Genomic DNA, 22590 nt, shown 5'->3' with positions numbered 1-22590 from the left:
AGACTCAAAGGGGATGGTGGACGCAGCGATGCGCTGCGCGCATTGCCGGGGGAAGACGACGGCGGACTGCGTGATCCGTGTTGCCTGCGCGCAGCGCGTGTGCGCTGGCAAGGCGACGTGCACAGCAAGACAGCAGACTGCGACGCAGCGTCTGCTGCGTGGCGCATCCTTGCGAAAGAAGGGGGGAACTCGCCCTTTCGCGACAATCGGAAAGGGCGAGCGATGCTGCGGGGCGTGCTGCCTCGTCTCAGCGAGGTGGGACGAGGCGATCGACGTGCCGGTCGCTGCCGACCGGCACGCGGCGATTTACCACTTGTAGCTCACGTTGGCGTACACCAGCGCACCGTTGAAACCGAACGGCGAGGCGCTGCTGTAGGGCAGGTAGGTGCGCGTGCCCAGGCCGGCTTCCTGGCGGTCGGGATACTCGTTGAGCACGTTGTCGCCGCCGATGGTGAAGTTCCAGTCGTTCAACTTGTAGGACGCGGCCAGGTCCAGCGTCCACTTGGCCGCATAGGTCTGGTCGCTGCCGGCGTTGGTGCCGAAGGTGCTGAACTCGCCCCAGCGCGTGGCGGTGCCGGTGAACGACCAGTTGCCCGGCGACCAGGTGCCGCCCAGGAAGAACTTGTCGCGCGGCGTGCCTTCGGTGATGCGACCGAGTTCGGCGCGGCCGATGCGCACCGCACCCGGATCGATCGCTTCCAGCGCTGCCGGGTTGTCGGCGACCCGTTCCACTTCGGTCTTGTTGTAGTTGTAGCCGGAGGTCAGCTCCGCGCTGCCGCCGTCCAGGTTCCAGCGATAGGTGCCGACCGCATCCACGCCTTGGGTCTTGGTATCCACCGCGTTAGTGAAGTAGCGCCCGCCACCGATGCCCGGGAAGCCATTGGCCTGCAGATAATTGCGCGCCGCATTGGAGGTGAGGTTTTCCGACAGCACGATGCGGTCATCGATATCGATGCGGTAGGCATCGACCGTGATGTACAGATTTTCGATCGGCTGCAGCACCACGCCAAGACCGTAGTTCTTGGATTCCTCGGCCTTCAACGGCTCGGCACCGAGTGCGATCGCGGCCGGGTTGTCGGTACGGAAGGTGCCGATCTCGAACGGGACTGCAGTGACCGTGCCGTTGGGCTGGGCCACGTTGAGGAACTGGGTGGCGATCGACTGGAAGTTCTGCTGCTGCAACGACGGCGCACGGAACCCGGTGGAGGCAGTGGCGCGAACGGCCACCTTGTCGGTGAACGCGTAACGCAACGACAGTTTGCCGGTGGCGGTATCGCCGAAATCGCTGTACTTCTCGTAGCGCCCGGCCAGGCCGGCCGAAAGCTTTTCGGTCAGATCCGCTTCCAGGTCGACGTACGCCGAATGGCTGTTGCGGTTGTAGTAGCCGGCGTCGGAGAGTTTGAAGCCGGGAAACACCTGTGCGCCCGGAATCAGTGTGCCTGCCGCAGAGGGAATGCCGCCATTGGCCGAGGACGCCGCATCGCCGGGCGACTGGTTGAACTTCTCACCGCGCCATTCCGCACCGAAGGCCAGTGTGACCGGATACGCCAGGCCCCAGTCGAGCGTCTTGGTGAAGTCGGCATTGAGCACGTTCTGGGTCACTTCCAGCGTGCCGGCATGGAAGTCGGTCGGGCTGGCCAGGCCCAGGCTGTTGTTCAAGCTGTTGCGCACATCGAAGGTGAGATTGTTCTGGCCGTAGTTGTAGCTCAGGTCGATGTTCAAGCCGCCTTCGGTCGAGGTCTTCAAGCCGCCCACCCACGACACGTCCTTGCTGACGTTGTAGATCTGCGGCAGGAAGCCGTCCGGATAGATTTCCGGGCGGTTGCGGTTGTCGCCGGCAAAGCGGAAGTAGCCGTTGGACAGCACTTCGCGGCGGCTGACCATGCCGAACGAGTAGAAGGTCAGGTAATCGGTGGGGCTGTATTCGCCGTTGAAGGAGATCGCGCCCTGGTCGATGTCCGGATCGCCGTAACGCTGCTCCACGCGGCCCTGGAATGGCAGTGCGCGGTTGGTCTGGTCCGAATGCCCGGCCTGCGCGGCCAGATGCACCTTGCCGGTTCCGGCAAAGCTGAAACCGGCATCGCCGGACAGCTGATACTGCTCGCCGTCGCCAGCGCTGTACTTGCCGTAGCGGCCATTGACGCTGCCGCCTTCGCCGCTGCCCTTGAGCACGATGTTGATCACGCCGGCAATTGCATCCGAACCGTATTGCGCCGATGCGCCGTCGCGCAGCACTTCGATGCGCTCCACTGCGGCGATCGGAATGGTGTTGAGATCGGCCGGCGACGAGCCACGGCCCTGGGTGTCGTTGAGATTGATCAACGCGGTGCTGTGATAGCGCTTGCCGTTGACCAGCACCAGCACCTGATCGGGCGACAGGCCGCGCAACTGCGCCGGGCGCACTGCGTCCGAGCCGTCGGAGATGGCCGGGCGGGGGAAATTCAACGAGGGGATCGCGCGTGACAGCGCGGTAGCCAGCTCGGTGGTACCGGTCGATTCCAGTGCCTGTGGCGAGATGATGTCGATCGGCGATGCCGATTCGGCCACGGTGCGATCGGCCACGCGCGTGCCGGTCACGATCAAGGTATCGAGCGTTTTCTGGGTGGGAGCCTGTGACTGCGCGGACGCGTTTGAAGCGGAAAACGACAGTGCAAGAACAACGGCAACTGCGAGTGGACTGGTCTTGCAATTCATGCGGTGACAACTCCGAGTGGGGAACGGATGCATCGCAGGGGGCCCCCTCCCGGGCCGCGTCCGTTGCGGCAGCTGCGGTGCGTTCCCAACCATTAACCACGTGTAACCGCATGTCAAATTTTGGTTACGTTGCGCAAGTAACTGTCATGTATGACGTGCTACTGCCATCGTTGTCATCGTGCACCAAAGTGATGCGCCGTTTGCACCAGACCTGCGGTATCAGCCGCTTGCCTGCACCATCATGGACATCGATACGAGATATGAAACTTCTGCATCAGAACGTGATCTGCACCGCATCGGCACTGCGTTGCGCAGGACCATGGAACACCGCTTCGATGTTGTTGCCATCCGGGTCGAGCACGAACGCAGCGTAGTAGCTGGGGTGATACGGGCGCACGCCCGGCGCGCCGTTGTCGCGGCCGCCGTGGGCGAGGGCGGTCTGATGGAATGCATGCACCATGGCCACGTCGTGCGCCTGGAAGGCCAGATGGTGGCGGCCGGTGAGTTCGCCTTGCGCCATCATGTCGCGATCGGACACGAACAGCTCGTCGGCCCAGAAGAATCCCTCGCCTTCGCCACCGATCGGAATGCCCAGCACATCGAGCACCGCCTGGTAGAAACGTCGGCTCGCCGCCAGGTCGTGGACAACCAGATGCAGGTGATCGATCAGGCGGCCACGTGAGAGCTGCGCTGCGTCCATGGTGGGTGCTCCGGCAGGGTGGAAGCGGTGTTGATACCACCGCGGCCGCCGGCAGCTCTTCACGGCGCATCGATGCCTGCGCCTGGATGGCTGCATCAAAACGCCGCACGGACAACGGATAAAACGCACACGCCCCGGGCAGGCCGGGGCGTGTGGTCAGGCGTCAGGATGCGACCGTGCCGCGCGCGTCAGCAACCAACGCGTGGCAACACCGCAGCAGCGTGGAGCGCTGTATGACTTACCAGCGATAGTTGATGCGGCCGTACACGTAAGCACCGTTGAAGCCGAACGGCGACAGATTGCTGTACGGGAACTGCCCGCTGGTGGAGTTGGCGAAGTTGTTCTCGTCCGGGTACTCGTCCAGCAGATTGTCCGCACCCAGGGTCAGCGTCCAGCGATCGATCTTGTAGCTGGCCGAGGCATCCACCACCCACTTGGCGCCGAAGGTCTGGTCGTTGATCGCCGCGGCCGGACGCGTGCTGTACTTGCCATAGCGCGTGGCACCCAATGCCAGCGTCCAGTGCTCCAGATTCCAGCTACCGTTGACCAGGAACTTGTCGCGCGGGAAGCCTTCCTCGATGCGACCGCGTTCGGTGCGGTCGATGCGCTCCAGGCTCAGCCCGTTGGCCGACAACGCAGCCGGGTTGGCGGCGACGCTGCGCACTTCGGTTTCCGAATAGTTGTAGCCGGCGGTCAGGTCCACGCTGCTGGCGGCGAGCTGCCAGCGGTAGCTGCCGACCACGTCCACGCCGCGCGTACGCGTGTCCACCGCATTGGTGAAGTAGCGCCCGCCGTTGATGCCGAAGATGCCCTGCGCTTCGAGCAGGTTGCGCACGCCGGTGCCGGTGAGGTTGGACGACAGCACGATGCGGTCGTCCACGTCGATCTGGTACGCATCCACGGTGAGGTAGAGCGCATCGGTCGGCTGCAACACCAGGCCCAGGCTGTAGGACAGCGAGGTCTCGGCATCCAGCGGCTCTGCACCCAGCGCGCGCGCCACGTTGCTGTCGGCCGGGAAGGTGCGGATCTCGAACGGGTTCGGATTGCCCGCCAGGAAGGTGGTGCTGGTGGACTGGAAATACTGCTGTGCCAGCGACGGCGCGCGGAAGCCCGACGCCACCGTGCCGCGCAGCGCGATCTTGTCGGTGAACGCATAGCGCCCGGACAACTTGCCCGATGCCTGGCTGCCGAAGTCGTTGAAGTCTTCGTAGCGCCCGGCCAGGCCGGCGGAGAACTTGTCGGTGAAATCGGCTTCCAGATCTGCGTACAGCGCGTAGCTGTCACGCGAGTACCGCCCGGACACGCTCGGCGCGAATCCGCCAAAGCCCTGCGCGCCACCGGCCAGCGTGCCGGCCTGGAAATACGAGCCCACTTCGCCTGGCGACTGGTTCCACTTTTCGTTGCGGTATTCGGCGCCGAAGGCCACCGTCACCGGGTACGCCAGGCCCCAGTCGAAGCCGCGCTTGACGTCCAGGTTGACGATGTTCTGCGTGGTCTCCAGCGCGCCGTCGTAGAAGGAGGTCGGCGAGCTCGGCCCCAGGCTGACGTTGAGGGTGTTGCGGGTGTGGAAATCGATCTTGTTGTAGCCGTAGTTGTAGCTGGCATCCCAGTCCCAGCCACTGGCGGTGGAACCGCGCACGCCGGCCACCAGCGAGCGGTCCTTGGCGTAGGTCTGGATTTCCGGCAGGAAGCCCTGCGGATACACCGACAGGATGTTCTGGCTGCTGCCCGGCGCGCGGAAGAACGCGAACGAGGTGATGTCGCGGTTGCTGGCGGTGGCGAAGGCGTAGCCGGTGATGCTGTCGCTGAAGGCGAACTCGGTATTGGCCGACACCGCCTGCGCGTTGACGTCCGGGTCGCCGATCTTGAACGCCTTCTGGCCCACGGCCGGCTGCGAGACGCTGGGTGCGCCGGCATAGCCGCGCGCGCGGTCGGTGGGGTCCTGCTGGTTGAGCTGGGCGGCCACGTGCAGCCAGCCGCGCTCGTTGCCGTAGGCCACGCCGGTGTCGCCGGACAGCTCGTAGTTGCTGCCGTCGCCGGCCGAGTACTGGCCGAAGCCGGCCTGCAGGCTGCCGCCCTTCTCCGCGCCCTTGAGCACGATGTTGACCACGCCGGCGATGGCATCGGAGCCGTACTGCGCCGAGGCGCCGTCGCGCAGCACTTCCACGCGCGCGATCGCCGCCACCGGAATGGTGTTCAGGTCCACTGCCGCGGCGCCACGGCCGATGGTGCCGTTGAGGTTGAGCAGCGAGGAGGTGTGGCGGCGCTTGCCGTTGACCAGCACCAGCACCTGGTCCGGCGACAGGCCGCGCAGCTGCGCGGGACGGATCGCGCTGGTGCCGTCGCTCAGGGCCGGGCGCGGGAAGTTCAGCGACGGCAGCGCGCGGGCCAGCGCGGTGGCCAGCTCCGAGGTGCCGGTGGCCTGCAGCGACTCGGCGCTGATGATGTCGATCGGCGACTGCGACTCGGCCACGGTACGGTCGGACACCCGGGTGCCGGTGACGATGACGGTATCGAGCGTATTGGCGGGCGCGCTGGCCGGGGTGGCGGTCTGGGCGAAGGCGGGAGAGGCGAGCAGCGCCGCAACGACGGCGGTTGCGAGCGTGGACAACGGGTAATTCATGACAACTCCGAACGGGGGTCCAGGCAGGACCAGCAAGGCTGGGCGGGGTCTGGTCGCGGCGATGCGAAGGGAACGACGGCCAGCCCGAAGGCGCTAATTATTCGTTAACGCTAGAATGGCGTCGCAGGAGTGCTGCTCATCTGCTCATTCCTTTTCGTTCTATCGGACTGTCCATCAATGATTTCCCTGCGCAACTTCTCCATGCGACGCGGCGAGCGTCTGCTGTTGTCCAACGTCGACCTGACCATGCATGCCGGCTACCGCGTCGGTGTGGTGGGCCGTAATGGCACCGGCAAGTCGAGCCTGTTTGCCGCGGTCAAGGGCGAACTGGAAGCGGACAAGGGCGATGTCGACCTGCCCGGCAAGGTGCGCACCGCCAGCGTCTCGCAGGAAACCCCGTCGCTGCCCGATCCGGCGCTGTCGTTTGTGCTCGGTGGCGACATCGAGGTCTCGGCGATCCTGCAGGAAGAGGCCGCGGCCACCGCGCGCGAGGACTGGGAAGCGGTCGCCAACGCGCACCAGAAGATGGCCGAGCTGGGCGCCTACGACGCCGAGGCGCGTGCCGGCAAGTTGTTGCACGGCCTGGGCTTCCCGGCCGACACCCATCACCGCGCGGTGTCCTCGTTCTCCGGCGGCTGGCGGGTGCGCCTGAATCTGGCGCGCGCGCTGATGATGCCCAGCGACCTGCTGCTGCTGGACGAACCGACCAACCACCTGGACATGGATGCGGTGCTGTGGCTGGAGCAATGGCTGCTCAAGTACCCGGGCACCTTGCTGCTGATTTCGCATGACCGCGAGTTCCTCGACAACGTGGCCACGCATACGCTGCATCTGCACGGCGGCACCGCCAAGCTGTACGTCGGCGGCTATACCGATTTCGAGCGCCAGCGCATCGAGCACCTGCGTCAACAGCAGATCGCCCACGACAAGGAACAGGCCGAGCGTGCGCATCTGCAGAGCTTCATCGACCGCTTCAAGGCGCAGGCCAGCAAGGCCACCCAGGCGCAGAGCCGCATGAAGCGGCTGGCCAAGATGGCCGGCACCGAAGCGGTACGCGCCGAGCGCGAATTCCGCATCCAGTTCGCCCAGCCCAATCGGTTGCCGTTTTCGTTGATCCGGCTGAATCACGCTGCTTGCGGGTATGCGGCTGCGCCGCGGGATTCGGGAATCGGGAATGGGGAGTCGCAAAAGCGCGGGTCCAGCGATGCGATTACCGTGTTGCACGATGTTGGATTCGGATTGGAGGCGGGTGACCGGATCGGGTTGCTGGGGCCGAATGGTGCGGGTAAGTCAACGCTGGTCAAGACGTTGGTTGGCGAGCTGCAGCCGCTGTCGGGCGAGCGCAGTGCGCATCCGGATCTGCGGATCGGCTACTTCGCCCAGCACACGGTGGAATCGCTGCACGAGGGCCAGTCGCCGATGGATCACTTCCGCGAGCTGTCGCCGGATGGCTCCAATCAGGCGTTCCGTGATTTCCTGGGCAAATGGAATTTCGCTGGCGACCGCGCCTTCGAAGTGGTGGACGGGTTTTCCGGCGGCGAGCGCGCGCGTCTGGCGCTGGCGCTGATCGCCTGGCAGCAGCCAAACGTGCTGCTGCTGGACGAACCGACCAACCATCTGGACCTGGAAATGCGCGAAGCGCTGGCCGAGGCGCTGAGCGACTTCGAAGGCGCGATCGTGATGGTCTCGCATGACCGCCATCTGATCGGCCTGGTCTGCGACAGTTTCTGGCGTGTGGCCGATGGCGTGGTCGAGCCGTTCGCTGGCGATCTGGACGAATACGCCGCCTGGCTGCGCAGCCGCCCGGCCGCGCAAGGCACCAAGCAGAAGATGGCCGAAGTGGCGCCGACTCCGCCGCCGCCGACCAAGCCACTGCCGCCGAAGAAAGCCGTCAACCCGCACAAGCTGGCCAGCGCGGAAAAGCGCGTCGGCGAACTGGAAGCGGCGCTGGCGGCGCTGGACCGCGAACTGGCCAACCCCGGCAACTATGCCGACAACGACAAGATGGCGGTGCTGGGCCGCGACCGCGAGGCGACGGCGCAGCAGTTGGCGGCGGCCGAGGCGGCGTGGATGGAGCTGCTGGACGGGGCGGACTGACAGCGCGCTTCCGGTTGCGCCGTGGCGGCGCACCCAGCCGGAAGAACGTCACTGCGCCGGTATCGCGCCGTGCTTGCCTCATCAAGGCGCGCGTGCGTGGCACCGCCCGATGCGGCAAGACCATCGCGGGCTACGCGGTACCGGCGTTGCCGATCCCTGCGACGGTCACGTCGTGTGATCAGCCTGCCCGCAGTCGTGCCAGTAACGACGTGCTGGCATACCCGTCCTGCGGCAACTGCTGGCTGCGCTGGAATGCACGGATTCCCTGGCGAGTTCGCGCCCCCAGCGCACCGTCGACGCCGCCCACGTCGAATCCCTTGTCGGTCAGCCGCTGCTGCAGCTCGGTGATATCTGCCACGCTATTAAGCGGCGGATCGTCTTTTGGCCAGGGCTGCTCGGCCCCGGCTCCACCCGCATAGCCATCGGCCAGCAGACCGACCGCCAGCGCATAGGCGGTGGAATTGTTGTAGCGCAGAATGCTGCGGAAATTGTCGAACACCAGGAACGCCGGGCCGCGATACCCGGTGGGCAAAAGCACCGATGCCTGTTCCTGGGCCAGTGCGGGCGCAATCGGCTTGCTGCCACACACCACACCCTGGCGCTGCCATTCGGCAACGGTTTTCTTGATCGTCATGTCGGCCTGCGCGTAGTCGAAGCCGCCTGACAGATGCACTTCCTGGCCCCAGGGAACAGCGCTGCTCCAGTTGCTCTGCTTGAGATAGTTCGCGGCAGAGCCCAAGGCATCCGCACTGGAATTCCACACATCCCGTTTGTGGTCCCCATCGGCGTCGACGGCGTAGTCGCGATAGGTGCTCGGAATGAATTGCGTCTGTCCCATGGCGCCGGCCCATGAGCCTACAAACTGCGATCGATCGACGCCTTTTTCCGTCTGCAGGATCTGCAACGCCGCAAGCAGTTGCGTATTGCCATAGTGGGTGCGCCGACCCTCATGCGCCAGCGTCGCCAGCGAACGGATCACGTAGCGGTCGCCGATCTGTTTGCCGTACTCGCTTTCCATGCTCCAGATGGCCGTCAGGATGCCCGGGTCCACACCGTAGTGCTGCTGCAACTTTTGAAAGAGCGCGCGCTGGCTGACCAGCAGTTGCTGTCCTTGCTGGATGGCGGACGGGGTGACACGGTCGTCGAGATAATCCCAGAGATAGCGGGTGAATTCGGGCTGCTGCTGATCCAGTGCCTGCACCGATGGATCGGGTGTGACGCCAGCGAATGCAGTGTCCAGCGTGGTTGTTTCAATGCCGGCAGCAAGCGCACGCTGGCGGAAGTCGACCAGCCATTGTTCGAAGCTGGGCGCGGGTGCGGCATCTTGTTGGGCGGCAGCGTTCGTTGCGGGAGGCGAGGTTGTTGCAGGGGCAGTGGCTTGCGCTGTCGCGTTGGCGGCAGCAACACCTGCGCCGATACAGAGCGAGAAACGAAGAAGATGCGAAGGCGTGATCATGGGGCCGCCCGATGCGGGATGGGAGCCCAATGTAGCCATCACTTTCCGGGAATAAAGCTATTGCAGCTATTCGTTTTCACCACGTCTTTCATCTCTAAAACAGGCGGCCAACAGCGAGTATGTCGGCGTGCCGCTTTCGGCGCGGGTCCATAGGGAACAGGTGCCGCTGGACCGCTCATGCGGAAATGGTTTGCGCCAGCCAGCGGTGAAAGCTGAGCGCGGCGGCGCCGGCCGGTCGCGAGCGCAGCCGGGTCAGCCAGTAGCGTCCGGCATCGATCTGGATCGGGAACGGGCACACCAGGCGTCCCGCATCCAGATCCTGGCGAAACATCGGCAACGGCAACAACGCCACGCCGGCACCGGCCGCCGCGGCGCTTGCCAGGGTCAACGATGAATCGAACATCGCCCCGCGCGCGGCGACCTCGGTTACGCCCGCCGCGCGAAACCACTGCGGCCATTCGTCCAGGCGGTACGAGCGCAACAACGGCATGCCTGCTAGATCGGCCGGGGTGCGCAAGCCACGCGCCATGCTGGGTGCACACACCGGCGCAAACGGCGCCTCCATCAACGCCTCGGCAATCTGGCCTTGCCAGTCGCCATCGCCAAAGCGGATCGCCAGATCCAGGCCTTCGCCGGCCAGATCGACCCTGTTGTTGTGAGTGGACAGGCGCAGTTCGATCTGCGGATGCGCCGCATGAAAGGCATCTACGCGCGGCAGCAGCCAGCCGGTGGCGAAGGTACCGACCACGCCGACGCTGAGCACCTCGCGATAACGGCCATCGGCAAAGCGCTCCAGGGTGGCCGCGATGCGGTCGAAGGCCTCGCCGAGCACCGGCGCCAGTGCCGCGCCTTCGTCGGTAAGCGCCACGCCGCGCGGCAGGCGGTGGAACAGGCTGGTTCTCAGTTGCTGCTCCAGCGCCTTTATCTGGTGGCTGAGCGCGGCTTGGCTGACGCACAGCTCACTGGCGGCGCGGGTCAGGTTCTGGTGGCGCGCGGCGGCCTCGAAGGCGCGCAGGGCATTGAGCGGGAGACGGGGGCGGGGCATGCGCAGAGATTAGTTCAATTCATGCCAGGGATCGAAACATCGCAATAGTCCGGTGGCCGGCATGCGCTGATACTGCGGGCTCTCCAAGGGAGGTTGCTGCATGTTGAACCGTCGACAATTCTTGTACGCAACCGGCGTGGGCGTGCTGCTTGCGGCCTCCAGACCTGCATGGGCACTCACCCCGGCGATGACGGTGGACGATGTACTGCGGGCACAGTGGGCAGAGATCGAACGCCGCACTGGCGGCCGCCTGGGCATCAGCCTGCTCGACAGCGCCACCGGCAGGCGCCTCGGTCAGCGCGAAGACGAGCGCTTTCCAATGTGCAGCACCTTCAAATTTGTATTGGCTGCGGCGGTGCTGCAGCGGGTGGACAGGGGCGAGCTGACATTGGCGCAACGGGTCAAGATCCGCGCCTCTGACATGCTCGAGCACGCCCCGGTCACCGAGCGCCATGTCGGCGGGTCGCTGAGCGTTGCCGAGCTCTGCCGGGCCACGATGATCTACAGCGATAACCCGGCCGCCAACCTGCTGTTTCCGCTGGTCGGCAACCCGGCCGGCCTGACCGCCTTCCTGCGCGGCATCGGCGATGCGCACACCCGCAGCGACCGCCGCGAGCCGGAGATGAACCGCTATGCCGAAGGCGACCCGCGCGACACCACCACGCCGGCGGCAATGGCCGCCACCTTGCGCACCCTGCTGCTCGGCAACGCGCTGCAACCGGCCTCGCGCAAGCAGCTGACCGACTGGATGATCGACAACCGCACCGGCGATACCTGCCTGCGCGCCGGCCTGCCGCGCGGCTGGAAGATCGGCGATAAGACCGGCAGCAACGGCAGCGACACCCGCAACGACATCGCCATCATCTGGCCCCCGGCAGGCAAGGCGCCATTGCTGCTCACCGCGTACTTGAATGGCGCCAGCGTCGACAGCGATGCGCGCGATGCGGCGTTGAAGGCAGTGGCGGCCGCGGTGTGCGACAGCATGGTGGGTTGAGCGCAACGACCCGCTGCCTCCCGCGATCCATTTCGCGTGTGAGTCCGCAAGCTGCTTGCGGTTCCTGCCAGCTGTTCGAGGTACGACAGTGCGCATCAGGGTGTGTCATTGCCATCGCCGTCTATCCGGGCCATCGGTGGGCGCACGAGGACGACGACAGCGCCACACGCAATCCAACCCATCTGTCGCTGCGGCCAGACATCACCGTCACTGCACGGACGCCGCCGACCTTCTTGCTGCAGGCCGAGGACGATGCGGTGCATGGCGTCAGTCAATCGCTGGCCTACTACGTGGCGCTCAAGCAAGCCGGCGTACCCGTGGAACTGCATCTCTATGCCGAGGGCGGGCATGCGTTCGGTCGGCGCGCGGACGCATTGCCGATCGCGCAATGGCCGCAGCTGGTGGAAGCCTGGTTGGGGACGATCGGCATGCTGGATGCGGCCGACGCGCAATGAGCGCGACCGTGCGCAAGCGTGCTGATCGCGCAGCCGCCTGCGTTCTCACCGCATGCCGGGCTGCAAGGCTCAGCCGGGTGCGCCGATCGGCAAAGGCAGATCTTGCTGCAGCCGCGCCGGCCCGCCCATGGCCGGGTCGCTGACGCTGTCTGCGCCGGTTTCGATACGTCCGGCCAAGCGCTGGGCTGCGCCGTCGTGGTGTACCAACAGGTCGTACCAGCCGCCAGTCGCCGCCGCTTTCCAACGGCGCTGCTCGGTGGTGCCGGGTGCAACGCTCAGGCGTTCATGCGGCTGCGCGGCTGAATATGCGGCCGGTTGCAGCTCCACCTGCGCGACAGTGGTGCCGGCATTGCGCAGCGATAACGACACGGCTGCGGGATCGTTTGCATCCTGGGTGATCTCGGCCGCCAGCAACGGTGCGCTCAGATCGCCACGGTAGTGACGATGGAATCCGTTGGGGCCGAGCAACCACAGATCGTAACGGCCATCGGCGGTGGTCCACGTGGCATCCACTGCTGCGCCGCTTCCTACGGTGTAACGGCGCGGAATCGCCGCAAGATCGAAGCGGTCGTAGACATGCAGGACCACCGCAGCACCCGCGTTGGACATACGCAGCCTCACCTGGCCACGCTCGGGCAACGCGGCCAGTTCCACGCCTGGGCGATACGGCAGCGCCCGCGAACGGCGTGTACCGAAGGGCTGCTGCGGCGGTTGCAACGCGGTGGGCAACGGCGGCAGTGCGTGTTCGCGCAGGGCTGCTGCACGCGCTGCGGTCGCGCTGACATCGGGCAGCGCCGCGGCGAATGGGCGCGCATCGGCCGTGCGGAAGTCGAACGCATTGACCAGGTCGCCACAGACCGCGCGCCGCCACGGCGTGATCTCCGGTGCGGGCACGCCGAAGCGGCGCTCCAGCAGCCGCAATACCGACGTGTGGTCGTACACCTGCGAATCCACCCAGCCGCCGCGGCTCCACGGCGAGATCACGTACAGCGGCACGCGCGGGCCCAGGCCATAGGGGCGGCCGCGCAGCTCGGGCAGATCCACTTTCTGTTCGCCCGGTGCCGGGTGGCGATGGTAGTCATCGTCGGTGGCGACGCTGGATGCGCCCGCAAAGCCGCTGGCCGCGTGCGGGTCCGGCGACGGGGTCGCAGGCGGTGGCATGTGATCGAAAAAGCCGTCGTTCTCGTCGAACATCAACAGCAATGCGGTGCGGCTCCATACCTGTGGGTCGGCAGTCAGCGCATCCAGCACGCGTGCAGTGTAGGCCGCGCCTTGCGCTGGACTGGAGGGATCAGGATGTTCGCTGCCGGCCGCATCGGCAATGATGAAACTCACCGATGGCAGTTGCCCGCCAAGTACATCGGCACGTAATTGCTCCACACCGCGTGTGCTGACGCCACGCGCGCGCAGTTGCGCATCGTGCCCGGGCGCAGCAGTGAAGGCCTGCCGAAACGGCGCAAAGCCCGCCAGCGGGTTGTCGGTGAAGTTGTCGCGCATGTCCTGATAGATCTGCCAGGACACGCCGGCGTTCTGTAGCTGCTCGACGTAGGTCGTCCAGCGGTAGGGGTCGGCAAAACCGCCCAGCTCCGCAAAGTTGTCGTGCGAGTTGCCGATCACCGGGCCACCGGCACGCGCCTGCGGATCGTTGCCGCCGCTCCACAGGAACACGCGATTGGAATTGGTGCCGGTCTGGATCGAGGCGTGGTACGCATCGCAGATGGTGAAGGCGTCGGCGAGTGCGTACTGAAACGGAATATCCGCGCGCCGGTAATAGCCCAGCGCATGGTTGTGCTTGGCGGCGGCCCAGTGCCCGAGCCGGCCGTGATCCCAGGCGCGTTGCGCATCCACCCAACTATGCGGCGTGCCTTGCACGCGCATGAAGCCGAACTGCGCTGCCGTATCCAGCGCGAACGGCGTCAGCCATTGGCGGCCGTCTTCGCTGGGCTGCAGCCACACCGTGCGCGCGGGCGCGCCCGGTAACGGCGGTGCGGGAATCGGAAAACGATCGCCGAACCCGCGCACGCCGGGCAGGCTGCCGAAGTAATGATCGAAGGCGCGGTTTTCCTGCATCAGGATCACCACATGCTGCAGATCCTCCAGCGTGCCGGTGCGGCGGTCCGGCGCGATGGCGGCGGCCCGCGCGATGCTGGGCGGCAGCAGCGCGGCGGCGGCACTGGCAAGCCCGGTCTGCAGAACGCGGCGGCGGGGAAGGTCGATCATCGTGTCACCTGGTTGGCGCTCCCATCCTGTCTGCGCTGGAGCGGGTCGAGCGTACCCGACGCGTCAGCGCGTGTGTTCTCTTGTGTGCTTGCAACACCGGTTTGCACCTGCGTGGCAGCCGATGCAGTGAGCGGATCGGGTGGCGTGTCTTCAGCCCGATCCGCTTACGCACGTTGCAGGCCCATCTCGCGCAGGTCGGCAATGCGCCGCCGACGTTAGAGATCCAGCGTCAACGTCAGCCCGACCGTGCGTGGCGCGGCGATAAAGGCGCTGTCGCTGCCGTCCACGCCTTCCAGGTAGCGTTTGTTGGTGAGGTTGCTGACGTTGAGCGCCAGCTGCAGGCCCTTGAGCTGCGACGACAGCTGCGACAGTTCCACCCCGAGGTTGGCATCGAAGGTGGCCACGCCATCGAGTGCGGCGCGGTTGGAGGCATCCAGGTAGCGCTTGCCCAGATAGCGCCCGGACACACCGAAGCGCCACGCCTGGCCGCGCCAGTCCGCCGACATCACCAGGGTGTTGCGCGGTTGGCCGATCACCTGCGCGCCCGGGGTGATCTCCAGCGCGGTATCGCGTGCGGCGTCGCCGCTGCCCAGGTAATCGGCCTTGTTGTAGGTGTAGGCACCGTTGATGCGCCATCCGTTGTCCCAGCCATAGCCCAGTGCCGCTTCCACGCCGCGCGCATGCACGCCGCCGAAGTTCTCGTACACGCCGTCGGTTTCGCCCAGGTAGTCGATGCCGGTGACGAAGTTGGCCGGCACATAGACGATGCGGTTGTCGAAGCGGATGTCGTACAGGGTCACGCTGCCGGTCAACGGCCAGCGGCTAAGACGCAGGCCGAGTTCGACGTTGTCGGCGGTCTCCGGTTGCACGCGGCTCAGTGCGACCGGGTCGGTCTCGCCGAGCACGCCGGAGGGAATCGCAGCGAAGTTCTGCGAGTAACCGGCAAAGGCTTCCAGGCCCTGCACCGGTGTGGTCCAGGTCAGGCCGGCCGACAGCAGCGGGTCCGAATGCGAATCCGATTCCACATGCTGCGCATCGCCGATGCGGCGGTCGCGGGTCTGGTCGACGAAGAACTGCTTGACGCCCACGCGCCAGGCGAAGGCGCCGTAGCGCATCACGTCCTCGACGTAATACATCTGCTCGTCGGTCTGGTAGTTGTCCTTGAACTGCACCCAGTACGGCTGATGATCGAAGCTGATGTTGGTGCCGACGTTGAGCAGGCGATGCCAGTCGCGGGTGACACTGCGGTCGTAGCGCTCCAGCCAGGCGCCGGCGCGCACGGTGTTGTCGATGGCGCCGAGATCGGCGCGCCATTCCACATCGGCCATCGCGCCGGCGCGGTGGTTGTCGTAGTGGCTGTGCCGATACGACTGCACCGGCACCGAGCCGGCCGGATAGCAGGCCGGGTTGGATTCGGCCGGCACCGCATCGCTGCCGGCGCAGCCGGCCAGCATGGTCGCGGCCGCGCCGCCGGGCGTGAGGTAATACAGCTTGCCCAGGTCGCTGCCGGCGTACACGGTGTTGCCGCCGCGCGCTTCGGATTCCGGCGCGCCGGCGCCATCGTTGGTGACATCCACCAGATACGGCGGAATCCAGTCGCCGCGGCCCTGCATGCGATGCGCATAGCCGGTCAGCGTGGTCTTGAAGCCGTTGCCGCCATCGAAGGCGCCACGCAGGTAGCCAAAGGTGTTCTTGCGCAGCGCACGCGAGCCGGAGCGGTAGTTCTGGTCCAGGTACGGAATGCCGGTGAGCGTGCCGGTCAACAGATCGTGCTCGGGGTCGCGCGCGAACTGCTCGGGCGTCACGCTGGTGTATTCGGATTCGTCGGCATCGTCGTAGGAGGCGTAGCCGCTGAGGGTCCACTTGTCCAGGATGCTGACGAACTTGCCGGCCAGATGATCGCGGCTGGTGTGGCCGCTGCCGTCGATCCAGTCGTCGTTGCGTGCCGACGAGCCGCTGACCCAGGCGCGCGTGTTGCCGCCGAGCAGGCCGGTGTCGTAGCGCGCGTAATACTTGCGCGCCTGGTTGTCGCCGATGCCGCCGATCACGCGCACGCGCTGCTCTTCCAGCGGCTCGCCGGTGAGATAGTTCAAGGTGCCGCCCAGCGCTTCGTTGGAGCGCGAGGCGATATCGGCGGTGCCCTGGCTGACTTCCACCGTTTCCAGATCCGGCATGTCGATGAAACGGTTGGCCTTGGAGCCGCCGCCATACGCCGAGCCGCCGTTGGGCACGCCATCGATGGTGGTGCCGATCTGCTGGGTATCGCGGTTGCTGACAAAGCCGCGCATGCTGATCTGGGTGCCCCAATCCGACGAGCCGAAGGCATCGGCCTCGGTGACCACCACGCCGGGCAGTTCGTTGAGCGCATCGTTGACGCTGCCGAGCACGAACTGGCGGTCCAGCATTTCCTTGCTGACATTGGTCTTGGAATATGTCATCGCCTGGCCGACCACCTGCACCTGATCCAGCGTGGACACCTGGTCGCCAGCGCTGCCCGGTTCGGCCGCAGCCGGGCCAGACACTGCGCCATCCGGGACTTGTTGCGCATAAGCGGGCAGGGTGAGCGGAACCAGCAACAAGGCGAGCGTGGCCGGACGGCGCACGCGCGAGGAGGACGTCGAATCCATTGCAATCCAACAAGCGGGGAGGGTCTGCAAAGACTGCCGCGCTTGCATTGCGTGATGATGACCGCGCTAAAGGTGTGGCCGGGATCACCAGATGGACTTGGGAAGTCCTAACGTCGGGAAGATGGCGATTCAGCGCTGTCTGGATGTTTCCGGGCCGCGCTGTTGCAAGACACCCGGAGTTTCGTGTTGCAGCGTTGTCTCCACTTCAAGACAAGCGATTTCGAGTCGTCGCGTTGTTGTAGATGCACTCAAGTGCTTAGGTCAAAAAAGCCTGCTGAGTCGAGTGCGCGGTGCCCTCACCGCTTGCGGGACACGCCGTGAATCCGTCCATGGAGGCTCCTTGGCGGCATCCATGCCGCCAAGGGTCCCGCAACCGGTAAGAACACCGCACCAGACATTTGGTCGGTGGCCGCGTGAAAAGCCGCTTGTCGAAATGTGTGTCGGACATCGAGCCGGCGCATCAGGATCAAACGACGCGCACCACGTACCGCTCTGACTGCTCTTAACCATGCACACCGACCATCTCGACTGGTCCTTGTCCGTCCACCGTCGCGGGACCTTACGCGGCATGGATGCCGCGTAAGAGCCTACAAGGATGTACTTGCGGCGTGTCCCGCGATGGTGGGCGGGCAAGGGCCTTGCAGCCAGGCCGCAAATCAACCGCTTGACAACTGATCCATCCAAAAAGTCGTCCACCAGCTGCTCTGCCTTGCGGCGCCCCCGCGATGGTGGGCGAGCAAGGGCCCTGCAGCCAAGCAGCAGATCGACCGCTCCATAGCTGATCCATTCAAAAAGTCGTCCACCAGCTGCTTCGCCTTGCGGCGCCCCTCGCAATGGTGGGCGGGCAAAGGGGCCTCTGCAGCAACGCTGCAGATCGCCTGATCAGCAGCGCAGCGACTGACGACGGTGAAACAGGTGTGTCAGCCGCCCTTGACGTGCGGCGGTGCTTCGGTCTGCTGTGTTTCCGGCATCAACTCCAGCGCCGACGGCGTGGTGCGCAGCATCGGGCGGAACGAGATCGGATGGGTGCGGCGGCGCGTGAAGCGCAGCAAGCGTGTCAGGGTAAATCCGGACAGCGCCAACAGCATCACCGCGAAATACACCGGCAGTGCCGCTGGTCCGAATTTCTGCATTGCGCCACCGGCCAGGGCCGGGCCGATCGCTGCGCCCACGCCATGCACCAGCAGCAGGCTGCTGCAGCCGGAGAGCAGATCCTCGCGCGGCAGATAATCGAGCATGTGTGCCACCGCAAACGGATACAGCGAGAACGCCAACCCGCCGTAGACGAAGAACAGCACGAACAACAGTTGGGTCTGTGCCTGCACCATCGGCACCGCGGCAGCGATCGCGATGCCGGCCGCCAGCACGCTGATCGTGACCAGGCCGATGCGCCGGTCATGGCCATCGCTGATGCGCCCGATCGGCCACTGCAACACCGCGCCGCCGATGATGGCGGTGAGCATGAACATCGCCACGCCATCGGCATCCAGCCCGATACGGTTGGCATACACCGGCAGCAATCCCCAGAACGCCCCCATCGCCAGACCCGACAGTCCCGCGCCGATGGTCGCCACCGGCGCCAACGCATACAGCGTTTTCAGGCGCAGGCGCGAGACGTGCGGCACTTCGGGCGGAATCAGGCGCGTGGTCATCACCGGCATCACCGCCGCACAGATCAGGATCGCCGTCAGCGTGAACATCGCCGGTGCGCCCGCATCGCCTGCAGTGAGCAGGATCTGGCCCAGCGCCAACGCCGACAGGTTGATCGCCATGTACACCGAGAACACCCGACTGCGCCGACGCGCGTCCGGCTCGGCGTTGAGCCAGCTTTCGATCACCGTGTACAGGCCGACCAGTGCCGCGCCGGTGACCAGGCGCAGCAGGCCCCAGCCCCAGGCGTTCAACCAGATCGGATGCAGCAACACGGCAATCGCCGCCAGCGCCGCGTAAAAGGCGAATGCGCGGATATGCCCGATGCGCCGAATCAGCGGCGGTGCGAAAAAGGTGCCGAGAAAGAAGCCGGCGAAATACCCGGACATGATCAGGCCCAGCGCACGCGCATCGAAACCGGCCTGGCCACCGCGCACGGCAAGCAAGGTGCCGAGCAGCCCGCTGCCGGTCAGCAGCAGGGCAACGCCCAGCAATAAGGCAGTCAGCCGCAACATGGATGCGGTCCTCGTGGGGGGGAGAGGCGCGTCGATCACGTGTTCGAGTGTAGCAGCCCGGGTTGCGCGGCTTGATCGAAACGACCTGGCTCTGTAGCTCTCGATACCCGCTGATGCCATGTCAGGCCGATGCGAAGCGTGGGCTTCTGGCGTGCGGGATGACTGCCTCATCTACCCGCGCAGTTCGGGCAGTCGCGCCGATCTGATGATCATCCATTACGTAGATTCGCGTTCTTCGGCATACGCGCGAACACTCCCACCGTCCTGCTATCTGCCGATGAGGGCTGCGGTGGTCAGCGAGGGCGCGTAGCGCAAGCGCGACGTAACCACCATCGATCGATGTCTCTCCCCCGCAACACGCCCGCGCGTGGCCAACGTCGCAGACGGCCCACTGCACCTGCCCGCCCGCATCCGTCTAGAATCTGCGCCCCGCATCGTCTTCAGCTGATCCTGCCATGCCCATCTACGGTTTCCAGTGCACCACCTGCGGTCACGCCTTCGACCGCCTGCAGAAGATGGCCGACCCCGACCCGCAGACCTGTCCGGCCTGCGCGGCCGCCACGATCAAGCGCCAGATCACCGCGCCCTCGTTCCGTCTGTCTGGCAGCGGCTGGTACGAGACCGACTTCAAGTCGGCGGGCGAGAAGAAGAAAAACCTCACCGAAAGCAGTAGCGCCGGTGGCGATGCGAAGCCGGCGGCTGCCGCCGAGAGCAAGCCCGCGGCCGATCCCGCCTGAGCCTGACCAGCGCGCCGCAGCCGCTGGCAGGGCGGACGTCACAACCCCTGGACCCAGCCGCGCGCGGCGCGCTTGTTCGCTGCTTCAACGCGCCTCGAAGCGTGCCCGGCAACCATCGTTGACCCACACCGTCGCGCGGCGCTCGTCGTACCCCCAGCTGCGGCCTTCCTCGCAACGTGTGTCGGACAGCTGGCGGGTTAGCACCGGGCGGCCATAGCGGCCATCCCAGCCGCAGGTACGCAGGCGGCGGTCGTCGCTGGCGCAGGTGATGGCGTAATCGTTGCGTGGGCGGTCGTCGCGGCCACCGTAGCCGCCGTCACCCCGGTCCCAGCCGCCGCGTGCCTGCGCAAACTCGCCGCGGCAGCCGTCGTCCACCCAGATCCGGCCCCCGTCCTGGCGCCAGTTGCGGCCTTCCACGCAGGGCGTGTTGGACAGCTGGCGCACCAGCGTGGCGCGGCGCCAGCCGGTGTCGCAGATCTTCTGGCGCTGGTCGTTGCTCTCGCAGCGCACCGTGCCGGCCAACCCGCCGCCGCCGGGGCCACCGTTGCCGCCCCAGCCGCCGCCGTTGCGGCCATCGACAAAGCGCGCCCGGCAGCCGTTGTCGACCCAGACGCGGCCGCGCTCGCTGCCCCAGTTACGGCCTTCGATGCAGCGCGTGCCGGAGATGTTCTCGACCAGCACCGCGCGGCCGCGGAACGGCGTATCGCACTCGCGGCGACGGTTGTCGTTGCTGGAGCAGGTGATGCTGGGGCCGTTCCAGCCGCGGTCCTGCGCGGCGGCAGGCGCGCTGGTCAGCAGGCCGGTCAGGGTGATCAGGCCGAAGCCGGAGAGCAGCAGGGCGGTGCGCAGCATCGTGGCGTCCTTGGTGCGGAAGGGTCTGGCGCCTATTCAGCCGGGCCCTGACTTAAGCGGCCATGAGCGCCCGCAGATTTGCTCCTGCCGCCCGCCGGCCCCAGAATATCCGGCTCTCCGGCGCTGTCCTGTGTCGGGTTTTTCAGCGGAGCTTTCGATGCGTACCCACTTCTGCGGCCTGGTCGACGAGACCTTGATCGGCCAAACCGTCACTCTCGCCGGCTGGACCGACGTGGCCCGCAACCTGGGCGGGGTGTGCTTCATCGACCTGCGCGACCACGAAGGCATCGTGCAGGTGACGGTCGAACCGGTCGCCGGCGACGACGCCAGCGCCGAGCTGTTCAAGGTGGCCGCCAGCCTCGGCTACGAGGACGTGCTGCAGGTCGAAGGCGTGGTGCGTGCGCGGCACGCGGTCAACGACAAGCTGCGCACCGGCAAGGTGGAAGTGATCGCCACCCGCATCAGCATCCTCAACAAGGCCGCGCCGCTGCCGTTCCACGCGCACGAGAACCCGGGCGAGGAGACGCGCCTGAAGTACCGCTATCTGGACCTGCGCCGTCCGGAAATGCAGCGCATGCAGCGCACCCGCATCAAGCTGGTGCAGGCGCTGCGCCGGCACCTGGACGCACGCGATTTCCAGGACATCGAAACCCCGATCCTGACCAAGGCCACCCCGGAAGGCGCACGCGACTTCCTGGTGCCGGCGCGCATGCATCCGGGCGAGTTCTACGCCTTGCCGCAGAGCCCGCAGCTGTTCAAGCAGATCCTGATGGTGGCCGGCTTCGACCGCTACTACCAGATCGCGCGCTGCTTCCGCGACGAAGCGCTGCGCGCCGACCGCCAGCTGGAATTCACCCAGCTCGACATGGAATTCGCCTTCGTGCGCGAGCGCGACGTGCAGGATTTCGTCGAAGACATGATCCGCGCCATCTTCGCCGAAGTGGTGGACGTCGAACTGGCCGCGCAGTTCCCGCGCATGACCTGGGCCGAGGCGATGCGTCGCTATGGCTCGGACAAGCCGGACCTGCGCATCGCGCTGGAACTGGTCGACGTGGCCGAACTGGTCAAAAGCAGCGAGTTCCCGGTGTTCACCGCCGCCGCCAACGATGCCGACGGCCGTGTGGCCGCGCTGCGCATCCCCGGTGGCGCCACGCTGTCGCGCAAGCAGATCGACGAATACGCCGCCCACGCTGCCAAGTACGGCGCCAAGGGCCTGGCCTACATCAAGCTGTCGGAGAGTGGCGAAGTCAGCTCGCCGATCGCCAAGTTCTTTAGCGAAGGTGCGTTCGCTGCGCTGCTCAAGCACGTCGGGGCTGGCAACGGCGACATCGTGTTCTTCGGTGCCGGCGGCTACAACAAGGTGTCCGACTTCATGGGCGCGCTGCGCTTGAAGGCCGGCAAGGATTTCAACCTGATCGCCGATGGCTGGGCGCCGCTGTGGGTCACCGATTTCCCGATGTTCGAGTGGGACGAGGAGGCGCAGCGCTACGTGGCCCTGCATCACCCATTCACCGCGCCGGCGGTGGACGACATCGCCGACCTGCGCGCCAATGCCCGCACCGCGGTGTCGCGCGGCTATGACATGGTGCTCAACGGCAACGAAATCGGCGGCGGCTCGATCCGTATCCACCGCCCGGACATGCAGAGCGCGGTGTTCGAACTGCTCGGCATCGGCGCCGAGGAAGCGCGCGCCAAGTTCGGCTTCCTGCTGGATGCGCTCAACTACGGCGCGCCGCCGCACGGCGGCATCGCCTTCGGCATCGACCGCATTGCGGCGCTGATGGCAGGCACCGACTCCATCCGCGACGTCATCCCGTTCCCCAAGACCACCGGCGCACAGGACCTGATGACCGACGCCCCGTCGCCGATCGCCGCCGATCAGCTGGCCGAAGTGCACGTGCAGGTACGCCCCAAGCAGGTCTGAC

General features: G+C 66.1%; 13 protein-coding genes and 1 pseudogene. 5 read left to right on the top strand and 9 right to left on the bottom strand.

The window, feature by feature from the left end; translation table 11 throughout:
- Positions 1 to 306: 306 nt before the first annotated feature.
- From ABQY74_RS15085 to ABQY74_RS15075, 3 genes are all read right to left on the bottom strand, one after another.
- Complete coding sequence (locus ABQY74_RS15085; RefSeq protein ID WP_039519478.1) at positions 307 to 2694, bottom strand: TonB-dependent siderophore receptor; 2388 nt, start codon at positions 2692 to 2694, stop codon at positions 307 to 309.
- A gap of 274 nt (positions 2695 to 2968) precedes the next feature.
- Complete coding sequence (locus ABQY74_RS15080) at positions 2969 to 3394, bottom strand: VOC family protein (protein WP_349792058.1); 426 nt, start codon at positions 3392 to 3394, stop codon at positions 2969 to 2971.
- A 238-nt stretch (positions 3395 to 3632) separates the two neighbouring features.
- A complete protein-coding gene (locus tag ABQY74_RS15075; protein ID WP_349792056.1) occupies positions 3633 to 6017 on the bottom strand; it encodes a TonB-dependent receptor in 2385 nt (794 codons plus the stop codon).
- Positions 6018 to 6194: 177 nt separating this feature from the next.
- Between ABQY74_RS15075 and ABQY74_RS15070 the strand changes: the two genes are divergently transcribed.
- Positions 6195 to 8114: an ABC-F family ATP-binding cassette domain-containing protein gene (locus tag ABQY74_RS15070; RefSeq protein ID WP_349792054.1), complete on the top strand. Its 1920-nt coding sequence runs from the start codon at positions 6195 to 6197 to the stop codon at positions 8112 to 8114.
- Positions 8115 to 8292: 178 nt separating this feature from the next.
- Here ABQY74_RS15070 and ABQY74_RS15065 read toward each other — a convergent pair whose 3' ends face one another.
- Positions 8293 to 9570: a lytic murein transglycosylase gene (locus ABQY74_RS15065; protein WP_349792052.1), complete on the bottom strand. Its 1278-nt coding sequence runs from the start codon at positions 9568 to 9570 to the stop codon at positions 8293 to 8295.
- A gap of 175 nt (positions 9571 to 9745) precedes the next feature.
- On the bottom strand, positions 9746 to 10615 hold the full coding sequence (gene ampR, locus ABQY74_RS15060) for a LysR family transcriptional regulator AmpR (protein WP_349792050.1): 870 nt from the start codon (positions 10613 to 10615) through the stop codon (positions 9746 to 9748).
- Between the two features lie 100 nt (positions 10616 to 10715).
- Between ampR and bla the strand changes: the two genes are divergently transcribed.
- Both bla and ABQY74_RS15050 read left to right on the top strand, forming a co-directional pair.
- The gene (gene bla / locus ABQY74_RS15055) at positions 10716 to 11609 is read left to right on the top strand and encodes a class A beta-lactamase (RefSeq protein WP_104594609.1); all 894 of its coding nucleotides are present in this window, start codon (positions 10716 to 10718) and stop codon (positions 11607 to 11609) included.
- Between the two features lie 110 nt (positions 11610 to 11719).
- Positions 11720 to 12064, top strand: a pseudogene (locus ABQY74_RS15050) (alpha/beta hydrolase); the annotation flags it as partial.
- 69 nt (positions 12065 to 12133) lie between these two features.
- Here the strand turns inward: ABQY74_RS15050 and ABQY74_RS15045 are convergent.
- The 3 genes from ABQY74_RS15045 to ABQY74_RS15035 all read right to left on the bottom strand — a co-directional run bounded on the left by ABQY74_RS15045 (position 12134) and on the right by ABQY74_RS15035 (position 19076).
- Positions 12134 to 14284: a phosphocholine-specific phospholipase C gene (locus ABQY74_RS15045; protein WP_349792047.1), complete on the bottom strand. Its 2151-nt coding sequence runs from the start codon at positions 14282 to 14284 to the stop codon at positions 12134 to 12136.
- A 215-nt stretch (positions 14285 to 14499) separates the two neighbouring features.
- Positions 14500 to 16911, bottom strand: coding sequence for a TonB-dependent receptor domain-containing protein (locus ABQY74_RS15040; RefSeq protein ID WP_349792045.1), 2412 nt, complete (start codon positions 16909 to 16911; stop codon positions 14500 to 14502).
- Positions 16912 to 17831: 920 nt separating this feature from the next.
- Positions 17832 to 19076: an MFS transporter gene (locus tag ABQY74_RS15035; RefSeq protein WP_167763835.1), complete on the bottom strand. Its 1245-nt coding sequence runs from the start codon at positions 19074 to 19076 to the stop codon at positions 17832 to 17834.
- A gap of 455 nt (positions 19077 to 19531) precedes the next feature.
- On the opposite strand from ABQY74_RS15035, the gene ABQY74_RS15030 reads away from it, so the two are divergent.
- Positions 19532 to 19813, top strand: a complete 282-nt coding sequence (locus ABQY74_RS15030) for an FmdB family zinc ribbon protein (protein WP_104644847.1) — start codon at positions 19532 to 19534, stop codon at positions 19811 to 19813.
- Positions 19814 to 19897: 84 nt separating this feature from the next.
- On the opposite strand, the gene ABQY74_RS15025 is transcribed toward ABQY74_RS15030, so the two are convergent.
- On the bottom strand, positions 19898 to 20665 hold the full coding sequence (locus ABQY74_RS15025; RefSeq protein WP_053045633.1) for a DUF3011 domain-containing protein: 768 nt from the start codon (positions 20663 to 20665) through the stop codon (positions 19898 to 19900).
- Between the two features lie 157 nt (positions 20666 to 20822).
- On the opposite strand from ABQY74_RS15025, the gene aspS reads away from it, so the two are divergent.
- A complete protein-coding gene (aspS, locus tag ABQY74_RS15020) occupies positions 20823 to 22589 on the top strand; it encodes an aspartate--tRNA ligase (RefSeq protein ID WP_349792042.1) in 1767 nt (588 codons plus the stop codon).
- Position 22590: the final 1 nt, after the last annotated feature.

Source organism: Xanthomonas sp. WHRI 7064 (assembly GCF_040202355.2).
Lineage (GTDB): Bacteria > Pseudomonadota > Gammaproteobacteria > Xanthomonadales > Xanthomonadaceae > Xanthomonas > Xanthomonas arboricola.
The sequence above is the reverse complement of the archived record's forward strand: the minus strand, read 5'-3'. Positions and strand labels throughout refer to the sequence as shown.

Bases quoted from the DNA above. Each gene is read 5' to 3' on its own strand.
- ABQY74_RS15085 (WP_039519478.1), bottom strand. From the start codon at position 2,694: ATGAATTGCAAGACCAGTCCACTCGCAGTTGCCGTTGTTCTTGCACTG.
- ABQY74_RS15080 (WP_349792058.1), bottom strand. From the start codon at position 3,394: ATGGACGCAGCGCAGCTCTCACGTGGCCGCCTGATCGATCACCTGCAT.
- ABQY74_RS15075 (WP_349792056.1), bottom strand. From the start codon at position 6,017: ATGAATTACCCGTTGTCCACGCTCGCAACCGCCGTCGTTGCGGCGCTG.
- ABQY74_RS15070 (WP_349792054.1), top strand. From the start codon at position 6,195: ATGATTTCCCTGCGCAACTTCTCCATGCGACGCGGCGAGCGTCTGCTG.
- ABQY74_RS15065 (WP_349792052.1), bottom strand. From the start codon at position 9,570: ATGATCACGCCTTCGCATCTTCTTCGTTTCTCGCTCTGTATCGGCGCA.
- ampR (WP_349792050.1), bottom strand. From the start codon at position 10,615: ATGCCCCGCCCCCGTCTCCCGCTCAATGCCCTGCGCGCCTTCGAGGCC.
- bla (WP_104594609.1), top strand. From the start codon at position 10,716: ATGTTGAACCGTCGACAATTCTTGTACGCAACCGGCGTGGGCGTGCTG.
- ABQY74_RS15045 (WP_349792047.1), bottom strand. From the start codon at position 14,284: ATGATCGACCTTCCCCGCCGCCGCGTTCTGCAGACCGGGCTTGCCAGT.
- ABQY74_RS15040 (WP_349792045.1), bottom strand. From the start codon at position 16,911: ATGGATTCGACGTCCTCCTCGCGCGTGCGCCGTCCGGCCACGCTCGCC.
- ABQY74_RS15035 (WP_167763835.1), bottom strand. From the start codon at position 19,076: ATGTTGCGGCTGACTGCCTTATTGCTGGGCGTTGCCCTGCTGCTGACC.
- ABQY74_RS15030 (WP_104644847.1), top strand. From the start codon at position 19,532: ATGCCCATCTACGGTTTCCAGTGCACCACCTGCGGTCACGCCTTCGAC.
- ABQY74_RS15025 (WP_053045633.1), bottom strand. From the start codon at position 20,665: ATGCTGCGCACCGCCCTGCTGCTCTCCGGCTTCGGCCTGATCACCCTG.
- aspS (WP_349792042.1), top strand. From the start codon at position 20,823: ATGCGTACCCACTTCTGCGGCCTGGTCGACGAGACCTTGATCGGCCAA.